The 13,683-nt window shown below is 61.4% G+C and carries 15 protein-coding genes; 6 read left to right on the top strand and 9 right to left on the bottom strand.

Translation table 11 applies throughout. The features are described from left to right. Positions 1-86: 86 nt before the first annotated feature. The 4 genes from B9A31_RS01920 to B9A31_RS01905 all read right to left on the bottom strand — a co-directional run bounded on the left by B9A31_RS01920 (position 87) and on the right by B9A31_RS01905 (position 4,180). Positions 87-989 (bottom strand): SdiA-regulated domain-containing protein, encoded by a 903-nt coding sequence (locus tag B9A31_RS01920; RefSeq protein WP_084296620.1) that lies wholly within the window; start codon positions 987-989, stop codon positions 87-89. A 90-nt stretch (positions 990-1,079) separates the two neighbouring features. Then, positions 1,080-1,997, bottom strand: a complete 918-nt coding sequence (locus B9A31_RS01915) for an SdiA-regulated domain-containing protein (protein ID WP_084296619.1) — start codon at positions 1,995-1,997, stop codon at positions 1,080-1,082. 94 nt (positions 1,998-2,091) lie between these two features. Then, positions 2,092-2,757: a fumarylacetoacetate hydrolase family protein gene (locus B9A31_RS01910; protein ID WP_016712562.1), complete on the bottom strand. Its 666-nt coding sequence runs from the start codon at positions 2,755-2,757 to the stop codon at positions 2,092-2,094. Positions 2,758-2,782: 25 nt separating this feature from the next. Further along, a complete protein-coding gene (locus B9A31_RS01905; protein ID WP_019097322.1) occupies positions 2,783-4,180 on the bottom strand; it encodes an FAD-binding oxidoreductase in 1,398 nt (465 codons plus the stop codon). Positions 4,181-4,351: 171 nt separating this feature from the next. On the opposite strand from B9A31_RS01905, the gene serA reads away from it, so the two are divergent. Next, on the top strand, positions 4,352-5,581 hold the full coding sequence (gene serA, locus B9A31_RS01900) for a phosphoglycerate dehydrogenase (protein WP_016712564.1): 1,230 nt from the start codon (positions 4,352-4,354) through the stop codon (positions 5,579-5,581). A gap of 47 nt (positions 5,582-5,628) precedes the next feature. On the opposite strand, the gene B9A31_RS01895 is transcribed toward serA, so the two are convergent. Further along, entirely contained in the window at positions 5,629-6,105 is a 477-nt protein-coding gene (locus B9A31_RS01895) for a DUF4399 domain-containing protein (RefSeq protein ID WP_016712565.1), read from the bottom strand. A 223-nt stretch (positions 6,106-6,328) separates the two neighbouring features. Between B9A31_RS01895 and B9A31_RS01890 the strand changes: the two genes are divergently transcribed. Continuing rightward, positions 6,329-6,817 carry a transporter substrate-binding domain-containing protein gene (locus B9A31_RS01890; RefSeq protein WP_019097323.1) on the top strand — a complete coding sequence of 163 codons (489 nt, stop codon included), beginning with the start codon at positions 6,329-6,331 and terminating at the stop codon, positions 6,815-6,817. A gap of 61 nt (positions 6,818-6,878) precedes the next feature. Here the strand turns inward: B9A31_RS01890 and B9A31_RS01885 are convergent, their stop codons facing one another. Further along, positions 6,879-7,382 (bottom strand): 2-thiouracil desulfurase family protein, encoded by a 504-nt coding sequence (locus B9A31_RS01885; protein WP_025752198.1) that lies wholly within the window; start codon positions 7,380-7,382, stop codon positions 6,879-6,881. Then, positions 7,369-8,001, bottom strand: coding sequence for a 2OG-Fe(II) oxygenase (locus B9A31_RS01880; RefSeq protein WP_025752196.1), 633 nt, complete (start codon positions 7,999-8,001; stop codon positions 7,369-7,371). Before B9A31_RS01880 ends, B9A31_RS01885 begins: the two co-directional genes overlap by 14 nt. A 113-nt stretch (positions 8,002-8,114) precedes the next feature. Between B9A31_RS01880 and B9A31_RS01875 the strand changes: the two genes are divergently transcribed. After that, the gene (locus tag B9A31_RS01875) at positions 8,115-8,867 is read left to right on the top strand and encodes a DUF2059 domain-containing protein (RefSeq protein WP_019097325.1); all 753 of its coding nucleotides are present in this window, start codon (positions 8,115-8,117) and stop codon (positions 8,865-8,867) included. Here B9A31_RS01875 and B9A31_RS01870 read toward each other — a convergent pair whose 3' ends face one another. Next, a complete protein-coding gene (locus B9A31_RS01870) occupies positions 8,868-9,794 on the bottom strand; it encodes a phospholipase BipL (protein ID WP_084296618.1) in 927 nt (308 codons plus the stop codon). A 124-nt stretch (positions 9,795-9,918) separates the two neighbouring features. Here B9A31_RS01870 and B9A31_RS01865 point away from each other — a divergent pair, with 124 nt between their 5' ends. The 3 genes from B9A31_RS01865 to B9A31_RS01855 all read left to right on the top strand — a co-directional run bounded on the left by B9A31_RS01865 (position 9,919) and on the right by B9A31_RS01855 (position 13,017). After that, on the top strand, positions 9,919-10,482 hold the full coding sequence (locus B9A31_RS01865; RefSeq protein ID WP_084296617.1) for a DUF6436 domain-containing protein: 564 nt from the start codon (positions 9,919-9,921) through the stop codon (positions 10,480-10,482). Positions 10,483-10,567: 85 nt separating this feature from the next. Beyond that, the gene (locus tag B9A31_RS01860; protein ID WP_084296616.1) at positions 10,568-12,742 is read left to right on the top strand and encodes an S-type pyocin domain-containing protein; all 2,175 of its coding nucleotides are present in this window, start codon (positions 10,568-10,570) and stop codon (positions 12,740-12,742) included. Further along, the gene (locus B9A31_RS01855; RefSeq protein ID WP_019097329.1) at positions 12,742-13,017 is read left to right on the top strand and encodes a bacteriocin immunity protein; all 276 of its coding nucleotides are present in this window, start codon (positions 12,742-12,744) and stop codon (positions 13,015-13,017) included. Before B9A31_RS01860 ends, B9A31_RS01855 begins: the two co-directional genes overlap by 1 nt. Before the next feature lie 38 nt (positions 13,018-13,055). Here B9A31_RS01855 and B9A31_RS01850 read toward each other — a convergent pair whose 3' ends face one another. Continuing rightward, positions 13,056-13,607: a sugar O-acetyltransferase gene (locus B9A31_RS01850; RefSeq protein WP_084296615.1), complete on the bottom strand. Its 552-nt coding sequence runs from the start codon at positions 13,605-13,607 to the stop codon at positions 13,056-13,058. Between the last annotated feature and the right edge of the window lie 76 nt (positions 13,608-13,683).

Raw genomic sequence — 13,683 nt, 5'->3', positions numbered from 1 at the left:
CAAGAGACTGCAGCGCCTGAACCTGATGCGCTCCCCTGTAGGAGCGGCCTTGTGCCGCGAAAGGGCTGCAAAGCAGCCCCTCCTGCTCACTCCGCTAGCTGCTTGAACACATAAAACAGGTTCGGCTCACTGACCAGATAAATGGTCCCCGCCTCATCCATCGCAATCCCCTCGGCCTGCGGCACCGTCGCCTGCAACCCCTGGAAGCCCTTGCGCAGCGACAAGGTGCTCAGCGGCCTGCCTTCTACATCCAGCTCCAGCACCAGGCGCGATTCGTCCGAAAGCGCCAGCAAATGCCCGCTGCGCTCATCGAACTGCAAACTCGACAAATCCCGCACAAACAGCCGCGCATCGCGCTTGCGGTCTTGCACCACATGCACCGCGTAAGGCTTTTCCGGGTTGTCATGCGGGAAGCCGTGCACCTCGTAGATCAGCATCGGGTCACGCTCCTTGGCCACGAACAGGCGCTTACCCGCCGAATCGTAGGCCAGCCCCTCGAAACCCTTGTTGCCGTTCAGCCCAATGCCCAGGCTGAGCTGCTCGGCGTCACCGGCATCGAGGAACATCGTGTCGTCTTCCAGCCGCACGCGAATCAGCCGCTGCTGGCGCTCGTCGGTGATCACATAGCTGTTGGGCCCCACGTACTCCACGGCTTCCGGGTCGCCAAACCCGGTCAATGGCACCCGGCGCAGAATACGGCCGTCCAGCGACAGCTCGATCAGCTCCGAACGGGCGTTGGTGACGGTGAACAGGGTCTTGCGGTCGGGGTCGTAGGTCAGCGCCGAGAGGTCGTCATCCAGCCCTTCGACCGGCTTGGCCTCCACCACCACCCGGTAGCGGTCCAGGCCAATGCTCTGCTCGGCGGGCTGCCACCAGGTCTTCAGGTTGAACCAGCCGCGCTCGAACAGGCGAAACTCCTGCCCGGCCCAGCCAAACAGGAGTAAGCCGAGGGCGGCGAAAGCAAGGATAAGGCGAACATAACGGCGCATAAGGGCAGGCTCGACACAGGGGTGGCGAATCTAACCATGAACAACTGAAGTAAAGCTTAATGCCAGCATCCGAAATGCCCGATTTCGGGCTCAGTTTTTTCTGAAGCGATAGAACAAGGCCGGCTCACTGACCATATACAGGTTGCCCTTGTCGTCCATCGCCACCCCCTCGGCCCTCGGGATGGTGTCTTCAAGCCCGTTGAAGCCGCCAAGCAAGGTCATGAAACTGACCTGCTGGCCCTGTTCGTCCAGCTCCAGCAGCATGTTGGAGTCGGCCGAGAGCACCAGCAGGTGGCCGGTACGCGGGTCGACACCCAGCGCAGAGAGGTTGCGCAGGTCGAGCTCATCGCTCGGCAAAGGCTGCTTCTCACCCTTGAGCGGGCTGCGGCCATCGGTGTTCCAGGTGTACAGCTTGGGCGGGCGCTCTTCGCCGATGATCAGGCGCTGGCGCATCGGGTCCCAGGCCACGGCCTCGAAGCCCTTGTTGCTTTTCACCGACGCGCCCAGGTCGTGGCTCTGGAAGTCGTCATGGTTCAACGCCGTGGTCTGTGCATCCACCTTGACCACGGTCAGGTCATGCAGGCGCTCGTCTGTGATGGCCAGGTAGCCGTCTTCCAGCACGGCAACGCCTTCCGGGTTGTTCCAGCCATTGAGCGGGATCTTGCGCAGTACATCACCCTCCAGGCTCAGCTCGACCAGGATCGGGTTCTTGCCCATGACCGCGAACAAGGTGCGGGTATGTGGGTTGAAGGCCAGGTCCGAGGCTTCGTCATCGTCCATGCCTGGCAGCGGCTTGGCATCGATGTCTACCTGGTAGTCCGGCAACCACACGCTTTCGCTGCGCTCGGCGGTGCTTTCGAAGCTCTCTTTTATCCACAACGCACCGCGGTCATCCCAGTGCATGGCCACGGCCACGCCATAACCGATCACCGCTGCCACGGCCAGGCCGAAGGGCCAGCGCAGGTAGAAGCGACGCTTGGAGGTTGCCGGGGCGGAGGAGGATGGCATGCGCGGGTCCTGGGGGAATGGGCGAAGATCCGCGCATTATCCGGATCGAGTGTGAAAAATCGGTAAACAGGGCCTAACTCTTCGCGGTTCGGACTCAGAGCACCCGGCTTTCGAAGCGGCTTACACCCGGCAGCTCCAGCACCAGCTCATCACCCACATTGAACGGCCCCACGCCCGCCGGGGTGCCGGTGAGAATCACATCCCCCGCCTGCAACGAAAAATGCGCCGCCATGTACTGGATCATCGGCACGATCGGGTTCAGCATCATCGCGCTGTTGCCATCCTGGCGCACTTCGCCGTTGACAGTCAGGCGTACCGGAATGTCGGTCACGTCCTCAAAGCTGCCAGCCGAGACGAACGGCGGCAGCACACAGGCGCCGTCGAAGCACTTGGCCAGCTCCCACGGCAGGCCCTTCTCTTTCAGCTTGGCCTGTACATCGCGCAGGGTCAGGTCCAGCGCCGGGGCATAGCCGGAAATGGCGTCCAGCACCTCTTCCTCGCTCGGATGAGTCGACAGCGGCTTGCCCAGCAGCACGGCAATTTCGGCCTCATAGTGCACTGAACCACGTTCGGCCGGGATCTTGAAGCCGCCTTCGGCCGGCACCACGCAGCTACCCGGCTTGATGAACAGCAGCGGCTCGGTAGGGATCGGGTTGTCCAGTTCCTTGGCATGCTCGGCATAGTTGCGGCCGATGCACACCACCTTGCCCAACGGGAAGTGAATGCGCGTGCCGTCTACGTACTGGTGCTGGTAACTCATGGCCGACTCCTCTGGATACTGCTTTTTATTCAGGTGCGAAGATCTTACCCGGATTCATGATGCCGTTAGGGTCGAATACGGCCTTGATCGCCTTCATGCAGGCGATTTCTTCGCGCGAGCGGCTGTAGCCCAGATAGTCGCGCTTGGTCATGCCCACGCCATGCTCGGCCGAGATCGAACCGTTGTAGCGTTTAACGATGTCGAACACCCACTTGTTGACCTTGGTACACGAGGCAAAGAAATCATCCTTGCTCATGTGCTCGGGCTTGAGGATGTTCAGGTGCAGGTTGCCATCGCCGATGTGGCCGTACCACACCACCTCATAGTCGGGGTAATGCTCTGCGACGATGGCGTCGATATCGCGCAGGAACGCCGGCACTTTCGACACAGTGACGGAAATGTCGTTTTTGTACGGAGTCCAGTGCGAGATGGTTTCCGACAGGTACTCGCGCAGCTTCCACAGGTTTTCAAGCTGGGTTTCACTCTGGCTCATCACCCCGTCCAGCACCCAGCCCTGCTCCACGCAGTGCTCAAAGGTGGCCAGGGCCTCGTTGGCCACTTCCTCGGTGCTGGCCTCGAACTCCAGCAACGCATAGAACGGGCAGTCGGTCTCGAACGGCGCCGGTACGTCACCGCGCGCCAGAATCTTTGCCAGGCCCTTGTCGGAGAAAAACTCGAAGGCCGTGAGGTCCAGCTTTCCCTGGAAGGCATGCAGCACCGGCATGATCGAGTCGAAGTCCGGTGTACCCAGCACCATCGCCGTAAGATTTCGCGGTGCCCGGTCGAGGCGCATGGTGGCCTCGACCACGAAGCCCAGCGTGCCTTCGGCACCAATGAACAACTGGCGCAGGTCGTAGCCGGTGGCGTTCTTGATAAGGTCCTTGTTCAGTTCCAGCAGTTCGCCCTTGCCGGTGACCACTTTCAACCCGGCCACCCAGTTGCGGGTCATGCCGTAGCGAATCACCTTGATTCCGCCGGCATTGGTGCCGATGTTGCCGCCAATCTGGCTAGAACCGCTGGAGGCGAAGTCCACTGGGTAATAAAGGCCCTGTTCTTCGGCGTAGGCCTGCAACTGACGCGTGATCACGCCCGGCTGGCAGACCACGGTGCGGTCGAAGGCATTGAAGTCGAGAATCTGGTTCATGTAGTCGAAAGAAACGACAACCTCGCCATTGGCCGCCACGGCGCCGGCCGAAAGCCCGGTACGCCCGCCAGAGGGCACCAGGGCTACCTTGTGCGCATTGGCCCAGCGCACAATCGCCTGCACCTGTTCTACCGTCTTGGGGAAGACGATGGCGCTGGGCGCCGGCGGGTAATGCTTGGTCCAGTCCTTGCCATAGGCTTCGAGGGAAGCCGCGTCGGTCAGGACCTTGCCAGGGTCGACAAGGGTCATCAGTTCTTCAATTACAGCGGGGTGGGTCATCGCTGGAACTCTCGACTTATTCATAGTCACCCTGAGCACTCTTCACCTGTCGGGATAAGCTCAGATTGTGTCGCGTATGCTAGCATAGCCCTCCCGCTGTTCATGCTAAGGCTGCCCTCGCGCCTGGCATCACCCCTCGCCATTTTTTCTCCGGGATACAGGTTTACGCAGATGAGCAAGACTTCTCTCGACAAGAGCAAGATCCGGTTCCTTCTTCTTGAAGGTGTGCACCAGAACGCAGTCGATACCCTCAAGGCTGCCGGCTACACCAACATCGAATACCTCACTGGTTCGTTGCCGGAAGCCGAGCTGAAGGAAAAGATCGCCGACGCCCACTTCATCGGCATCCGTTCGCGCACCCAGCTCACCGAAGAGATCTTCGACTGCGCCAAGAAACTGGTCGCTGTTGGCTGCTTCTGCATCGGCACCAACCAGGTAGACCTGGAAGCGGCCCGCGAGCGCGGTATCGCCGTGTTCAACGCGCCGTACTCCAACACCCGCTCGGTGGCCGAGCTGGTGCTGGCCGAAGCCATCCTGCTGCTGCGCGGCATCCCTGAGAAAAACGCCTCCTGCCACCGTGGCGGCTGGATCAAGAGCGCGGCCAACTCGTTCGAAATCCGTGGCAAGAAGCTGGGCATCGTCGGCTACGGTTCGATCGGCACCCAGCTGTCGGTCCTGGCCGAGAACCTGGGTATGCAGGTGTACTTCTTCGACCCGCTGACCAAGCTGCCACTGGGCAACGCCGTGCAGGTCACCAGCCTGAACGAGCTGCTGGGCCTGGCCGACATCGTTTCGCTGCACGTGCCTGAGCTGCCATCCACCCAGTGGATGATCGGCGAGAAGGAAATCCGCTCGATGAAGAAGGGCGCGATCCTGATCAACGCCGCCCGTGGCACCGTGGTTGAACTGGACCATCTGGCCGCCGCCATCAAGGACAAGCACCTGATCGGCGCCGCCATCGACGTGTTCCCGGTCGAGCCACGCTCCAACGACGAAGAGTTCGAAAGCCCGCTGCGCGGCCTGGACAACGTGATCCTGACCCCGCACATCGGTGGTTCCACCGCCGAAGCCCAGGCCAACATCGGCCTGGAAGTGGCCGAGAAGCTGGTCAAGTACAGCGACAACGGTACCTCGGTGTCCTCGGTCAACTTCCCGGAAGTGGCCCTGCCGGCGCACCCCGGCAAGCACCGTCTGCTGCACATCCACGAAAACATCCCGGGCGTGCTCAGCGAGATCAACAAGGTGTTCGCCGAGAACGGTATCAACATCTCCGGTCAGTTCCTGCAGACCAACGAGAAAGTCGGTTACGTGGTAATCGACGTTGACGCCGAGTACTCCGACCTGGCGCAAGAGAAACTGCAACAGGTCAAGGGCACCATCCGCTCCCGCGTCCTGTTCTAAGTTCGCTTGCTGCATGAAAAAGGGAGGCCCTGGTGGCCTCCCTTTTTTTATTTCACTTCAACCGTGATCTTCTTCGACTCGACGCTCGGCTTGAACGGCACGTGATACTGGTCACCCAGAATCAATTGCAGGGTGTGCTTGCCCGGCGTAAGGGTAATGCTGGTCTCGGTCTGCGCCTTGCCGAAGTGCAGCACCTGCGGGCCCGCCGGCAGCGCGGTGCCGGCTTCCGGCATCAGGCTGGTTGGCAGCGGCATGTCAGCCACGGGTTCTTTATCCACATCCACCAGCAAGTGGTGGTGCCCGGTGTGCGGGGTTTGGTCACCCGCTGGCTTGAGTGCCATGCCCTCAATGCCGAACTTGACGGTGAAGGTCTTGTCGACCGTGGCGCCATCGGCGGGGGAAACGATGAAGACCTTGGCCTCCTTGGGCGGCTCCTGGCTCTTCAGGGCATCTGCGGCACTGGCGAATACCGACGCTCCCATCAGCAGACCGGCAACGGCAGCACGCGAAAATAGGCTGTTCATTCACTTCTCCTGTGATTCACTTATTGACCGCAGCCTGGGATCCAACGGCAGCGGTAGTTCACCTTAGTTGAAATATTCGCCAAGGTGTTCACATTGCCTGACAGAAATATTTCCGTCAGGGTTAAACAATGCCAAGGCTTCAAGGTCATAGGCTGCGTTCGATCACGGCGAGGAAGAAAGCCGTGGCGAAAGTTATTCATCTGCTAAAAGAAAAGGGGCATTCATGCGTTCGACCATAGGGGTACTGCTGGCAGTACTGATCAGTCCATTGGCCCAGGCGGAGCTGATAGACGAAGTCGCCGACCGGGGCGAACTGCGCATTGCAGTGCGGGCTGACAACTCACCGTACGCCTTCAAGCAAGACGATCACCTGACGGGGTTCGACATCGAATTTGGCCAGGACCTGGCCCGGGAACTGGACTTGCGCGCCGAGTTCGTCGAGGTCCCGGCCGCCGAAGTGCTGAGCGGTGTCGAGAGTGGCAAATATGACATTGCACTCACCCCATCGACCGATGCGCCAAAGGGCGACGGCCCACTCGATGTAAGCCTGCCGATTGGCGAAAAGAAGCGGGTGATTCCGTTCCAGAAGGACAACCCGGCGTTCGAGAGCGCGGTGAATAATGCGCTGCAACGGCTGAAAGACAGTGGCCGCACTGCCGAGCTTGAGCAGAAGTGGTTCAAGGGTGTGCAGGAGACTGCGGCCGGGCAGTAAGGTTTTTTACAGCCAGTACCGGCCTCTTCGCGGGTTTACCCGCGAAGAGGCCGGTACTGGCTTAAACTGAAAGCCCAGCCAGCGCCTGCTGCGCCTGTTCCAGCTCCAGCTCGCTGAACACCCGCACCCCCGCCCGCCGCAGCAACGCCGTGGTCACCCCTTCCCCCGCCACCTTCACACCAGTGAACGTGCCGTCATAGGTCAACCGGTTACCACACGATGGGCTACCCGACTTCAGCACTGCCACACGAATGCCATGCCGCTGCACCAGTACCAGCGCCAACTGCGCCCCGGCCAGAAACGCGGCACTGACATCCTCACCCGTCACCGTCAGCACCTGCGCCTCGCCATCAAGCACCTCGCCACCCTGTCCACCCGGAATCTCCGCAGGCGGACGCGGCGTCGGCAATCCACCTGCCACCTCCGGGCACAACGGCACTACGCGCCCTTCTGCCTGCCATTGCTGCAACAAGTCAGGATGGCCACTGGCCCGGCCGTCATAGCGCACCGGTTGCCCCAGCAGGCAAGCGCTGACCAGTACCTTGGGCAAATCAGAACGGGTCATTGCCACGGCGCCGGAACCAGCCCGTCAACGACAGCCGTTCTCGCCCGGCCGGCAGCACTTCGTGGGGCACCTCGCCCGACAGGAACACCACCAGGCAACCCGCCACAGGCTCAACGTCGTGCTCGACGCCATCGGCCAGGAACATGCGCAACTGGCCCCCGTCCTCAGGTTGCCAGCCTTCATTCAGGTACAGCACGGCCGACACCATGCGCCGGTCATCGTCGCGGAAGCGGTCCAGGTGCCGGCGATAGAACGCCCCCGGTGGGTACAAGGCAAAATGGCACTCGAAATCCTCCAGGCCCAGGAACAGGCCCTGGTTGATGACCAGGCGCAACTGGTCCATGGCCGCCAGGTACTGGTCGCAGGCCTCGGCCTGCCCGGGGTCGATCCACTGGATGTGGTCGCCGCGGATGGCCTCGCGCACCTCCTGGGCAACCCCGCGCCCAACCGCTGCCGGGTTAAGCTCGCCTTCGGCATCACGGCGTCGGCATTCGGCCGCCAGCGCACGCACCAGGTCGGCAGGCAAAAACAGCGCCTGCTGGGACCAGCCATGGGTGGCCAGATCGTCGACGACGGCCGCAAGCATCGGGTGTTCGGGGGAGTTGTGCATGGCGCGCATCATATCCATTCGCCATGCCGGCGCACAGCGCCACTTGGCCGAGAAATACGCGGATATCTCGACAAACCGGCGCCGGGCCAAGGACAATAGCCACCTGCCGACAGGAGTCCTGAATGCGCCGTCTGTTTTCCCTGATTCTGCTGATGATCTGCACCATGCCTGTCTGGGCAGACAACCTGGATCAACTGTACAAGGCCGCCGGCTGGCCCGACCAGCGCGCCCACTTCAACGATGCTCTCACCGCCGCCCAGGCGCGCTACCGCAACAGTTTGCCCCCCGCCGTGTACCAGGCGCTGGTCAACAACAGCAACCAGCGCTTCCAGGCCCAGGCGGTGGACCGTCGCGCCCAGGCGCAGCTGCGGGCCACCCTGGCCAATCCGGCACCTGCCTTGGCCTTCTTCCAGTCGCCGCTGGGGCGCAAGGTGGTGGCAGCCGAGCTGAAGGCCACCCGCAAGGACGAACTGGCCAAGAATGCCAAAGGCCTGCCCAAGATCCAGGCCAGCGACGACCGCCTGCTGGTCATCGGCCACTTGGCGCAAGCCCTGCCAGCGCGTGAGGCCGGTGCCGAAGTCAGCCTGGCCATTGCTGGCGTGGCGGCCGACAGCCTCAGCTCGATGATCCCTGGCCTGTTCGGCGGCGGCCAGGCACAGGGCCTGCTCGACGGCCAGCGCCAGCGCCTGATGAACCAGATCGGCGAAGACCTCAACAACACCTTGCTGTATGTCTATCGCGACCTGTCCGATGCCGAGCTGGAAGCGTTCGCCACCTTTGCCGAATCACCCGACGGCAAAGCCTACTACCAGGCAGCGCTGGCGGCTGTGCGTGCGGGCCTGGCGGTTGGCCAGAGCAGCAACGACCTGAAGTGATCAGCCCAGGCGCTGGTCGATGAAGTCGAAGTAGCGTTGGCGAATGCCTGGCAGCTCGTTGGCCAGGTGGTGACGGGCCTCGGGTAGCATCAATATCTGTGGGTCGGCAAACTTGGCCTTGAGCACTTCGAGGTTGTAGGGCCAATCCACCGTGCCGTCGGCCTCCCCCTGCACGATCAACGGCCGCCGCGGACTGTGCGGCGCGGCTTCGATGCGTTTGACCCAGGCGATCAGTGCGCCCACCCAGGCGGTTGGCAGGCGACGCGGTTGCAGCGGGTCGGCCTCGAGGAACGGCAGGAAGGCCGGGTCATTGGTGTTTTCGCTAAAGCGCCGTTCGATGCCGTTCACGAAGTGACGCAGCACGCGATAGCTCAACTTCGACCAGCGCCAGGAACAAGGTCGCACCAGCGGTGCCAAAAGGATGACCTGGCCATCGATGGGGCTGTGTGCCCCCTGATGCAGCAGGTGGTCAACGGCGATGGCGCCACCGGTGCTTTGCCCGCAAAGGTGCCAGGGGCGCGGCAGCTGCAGCGTGCGCGCCTGTTCGAACAACGCCTCCAGCACCTGCTGATACACCGAAAAATCACTGATGCTGGCCCGCTCGCCACTGGACAGGCCGTGGCCGGGCAGGTCACAGCTGATCACGGCAAAACCCTGCGTGAGCGCCCAGTCGATCACATGCCGATACAGGCCCATGTGATCGTAGTAGCCGTGCAGCAGGAACAACGTCGCGGTCGGCTGCTCAGGTAGCCACACCTGCCCGACCAGGTCGAACCCCGCCGCCTGAAAGCCGCCCAGCCAGCTCTGGGCTGACACGTTCAGGCCATAGAGGCGCTGGTAGTCCTGCGCCTCGACCGACAACGGCTGGCGAGCGGTCAACGGCAAAAGGCTGTGGCGCAGGTGATCGGGGTGAAAAGCAACAGGCATCGGGTACATCCACGGCGAAGCAAGTATTGATCTGGGATATTCAGCTCTGGCCGGCGTCGTGGCAAGCTTGCTCACCTCGAACAACCAGCACCGATCTAATTGTGGGAGCGGCCACCTACTCTTCATGAATAGCCAAATCATAAAACCGCTGTGCATGGTAGTCGCCTTGTTAGCTGGCGCCGCCATCCTCTGGCAGGCCTACACCACCTTCCAGGCCCGCTACCTGCGCCCGTTCGACAACCAGACCACGCTGTTCGACGGCAGCCAACTGCAACTCCCTGCCGAACTGGCCGGCCCGGGCCCGGTCCGCGTGGTGCATTTCTGGGACCCGGCGTGCCCGTGCAATGTCGGCAACCAGCAGCACCTGGGCGACCTGGTCAGCCAGTTCGCAGGCCAGGGCGTGAGCTTCCACGTGCTGCAAAAGCCCGGCAGCCATGGCCAACTACCCGCCAACCTCGCCGCCCTCAAGCCCCTTGCCAGCCTGCCCGGCAGCGAGCACTTGCCCGCCTCCCCGGCCGTGGCCATCTGGGACCGGCAAGGCCGCCTGGCCTACTTCGGCCCTTACAGCGAAGGTGCGGTGTGCAATGCCAGCAACAGTTTCATCGAACCCATCATCCAGGCCTTGCTTGCTGATCGTCCCGTGCAGGCCAGCAATACGTTAGCCGTAGGGTGCTATTGCCCCTGGTAGTTAGCGAACACCCGATACTTATCTACAGCTTCGGCCCAAAGGAAGATTTTTACCGTCACGACATACAGACCAATGGAGAAACTGTATGTCGCAGCACGGATTCACCGAGCTTCCCCACAGCTATGTACACGGCACTCGCCCTATCTTCATCCCTGGCGTTTTCTGGGGCCATAACCGCATACCGTATCAACTGGCATCGACCTTTCGGCCAGGCAGCCTGGTCATCGAACTGATACCGCAAATCGAAAACGACAAGCGCCAGGTCAAGCAGGCACATGCTCAGCGCGAGGCCACACTTGATCAAGACCTCGAACACGCTATTGCCAGTGAGGCGGGCTCACTGGCCGGCCTTGGAGAAGTCCAGGCGCTCGAACTGACAATTGCAGCGGTCAACCAGCTTCAGGCACAGCTTGGCCCACGTCTGGACGCTGTGCGCCAGCAAGCCAACCGTTTCTTTGGCACAGACCCGGAGCATCGCTCCTTTCACGAGTTCCTGAACGCTTCACGCACCCAGGCTGATCCCCGCCAGGCCTGGCTTGAGTCCTACCGGGCAGCGTTCGAGGTCAAGTACCTTGAACAGCAACACAGCCTGCTGATCAAGCGCCAGCATCTTCTGCGCAGCCAGTTGTCCAGTGCCAAAACCAGGGAAAAGAGTAACGAAGCGATTGCCCGAGCGCTGGACAAGGTAGAGCAAGCGATAGTCCGCACACTCACCGCCCATCACGAGCTACAAATGGCCACCAGCACGATACAGCGCGTGCTCACGGCCTTCGAACGGCACCAGCATGAGGACATTGCCGAAGAAACAGCGCTGGAGCATAGCCACGAGCTTGAGCGGGAAACATCCGACCTGCTCAAGATGCGCGAACATCTGCGCGCCACAGTCTCCAACAAGCGCGTGCAGTATCGCCGATTGGCATCGGAGATTGGCTTGCTCGACTTCGACCGGAAGTTTCATGGCCCCACAGCCACTGAAGCTCACAGGGCGCAAGCCGCTGACTTGAAAGCTCAGGCATCTGCCCACGCCGCCGAGCATGCAAGCACTTCAGCACTTGAAGAGGCAGCAGGGGAACAACTGCATCTACAGGCAAACCGTGCCGTCGAAGCAGCCTTCGATGAGCAGTGTCTGCTCAGCGCTCTGTCAGGCCGTACGCCAAGCAACACCCCCGTCACCTTCAACGCCTGGGTCGCCAGCACCCTACACCCGCTGATTTTGGCTACTTCACGCGGCGGCACGGCGCATTTCGAGCCAATCTGGCGTGCGCTGGGCACGGCTATCAACAGCGCTGCTGCTCGGCTGCTGGCCCGTGCGGCCGGACACCTGCCGCTGATGCTCTATGCCGCCCGACTGGGCGATGGCGAACGCATGGGGGTCACTGTTCCGCTTGCCCTGATGACACCCGGTGCAGACCTCACCCAAGAGGCGAACCGCAAGGTTGGTCAGACCCTTGAGTTGCCGCTACGGATGAATGCAGTACCCGATGGGACTCAGACCGAGGTGTACCTGGCCGCCACGGACGGCAGCGGCATCCTGCGGGACGTACGGGTGCGTCAGGCACAGTGGGATACGACTCAGGGGGCCTATCGTTTCACCGCCGAAGGGCCGGGTGGCGCAACACTGCTGTGGCATCCGGCAACGCCGCCATCGACCCTGAGCACCTTCAACCCCAAGGACGCAAGCTTCACCACGGGCTTCCCCATCGTCGAAGATCTGCAAAAGCACTTGCCGGGCAACATCATCGTTCCCCCACAGCCTGATATTCGTACCTTTCCTGAACTGCCCGACCTGCATATCGATGACTACGTCATCATCTTCCCCGCAGACTCAGGGCTGGCGCCGATCTATGTGATGCTGCGCAACCCACGGAATTTGCCGGGGGTTGCCAGCGGCAACGGCGTTGTCACACCAGACCGGGTGCTGGATGCAGCCACCACGGCGGCGGGGGCGCCGATTCCTACACGAATTGCGGAAAGGCTGAAGGGGCGGCGGTTTAGCCGGTTCGATAGACTTCGAGAAGCTATCTGGATGGAGATTGCTGCAGATGAAGTGTTCAGAAAGCACCTTACTCGCGTAGACATTCAGAACATGGAGAATGGAACCGCACCCTATTCGAGAAAAGAGGACCGGGTGGGAAAACGCATAAAGTTAGAAATACATCATAAACATGAGATCGCCAGTGGCGGGGCCGTGTATGACCTGGATAATCTCGTCCTCATGACTCCCAAGGTCCATATCAACGAGCACAGGGGGAGCAATTGATGATTTTCAAGGACAAGCTTGAGGATTACACGGAGCATGAGTTTGTCATGCTGGTGTCAGTACTTTTTGAAAATCGCACCGGACTCCATGGTCTCGAACTGGAACAGCTTCGAGACAAGGTTGTTCATCATTTCGAAAAGATCACAGAACACCCTGATGGTCTGGACGTCATCTGCTATCCGCCTCCCGGATCGGAAGACAGCCCCAGTGGCGTGCTAGATCGTATCAAAGCCTGGCGCGCCGCCAACGGCAAACCCGGCTTCAAACCCGCCTGACCCAAAGCCCTGCGGCCAACACCGCAGGGCTTTTCATATCACCCACGCACCCGCGCCGGGTTACCCACCACCGTGGCCCCCGCCGGCACATCCCGGGTCACCACACTGCCGGCACCCACCACGGCGTTATCGCCAATGCTCACCCCCGGCAGGATGATCGCCGCGCCACCAATCCACACGTTGTTGCCAATGGTCACCGCCCGCCCGCTCTCCAGCCCGCTGCGCCGCAGGTCAGGGTCGAGCGGGTGGTCGGCGGTGTAGATCTGCACGTTGGGGCCGATCTGACAGTCGTCACCGATGCGAACCGGCATCACATCGAGGATCACGCAGTTGAAGTTCATGAAGGTATTGCGGCCAACGCTGATGTTGTAGCCGTAGTCGCAATAGAACGGCGGGCGAATCACCGCGCCTTCGCCCACCTGGCCGAAATGCTCCAGCAACAGCCCATGGCGTGCGTCGTTGAGCAAGTCGACGCTGCTGTTGTAGCGGTGCATCCAGTGCTTGTTGGCGATCTGCTCGGCCTGCAGTTCGGGGCAGCCAGCGTGGTAGAGCTGGCCTGTAAGCATCTTCTGTTTTTCGCTGAGTGACATGGAATTTCCTTCCCGGGGCTATGCTCTGTTCGCGAATCCGCCGATGATCGAACCACATTTTCTGCTTTGACGCACA

It is taken from the genome of Pseudomonas sp. URIL14HWK12:I5 (assembly GCF_900176445.1).
GTDB lineage: Bacteria > Pseudomonadota > Gammaproteobacteria > Pseudomonadales > Pseudomonadaceae > Aquipseudomonas > Aquipseudomonas monteilii.
This window is presented reverse-complemented; position numbering and strand designations above follow the sequence as displayed.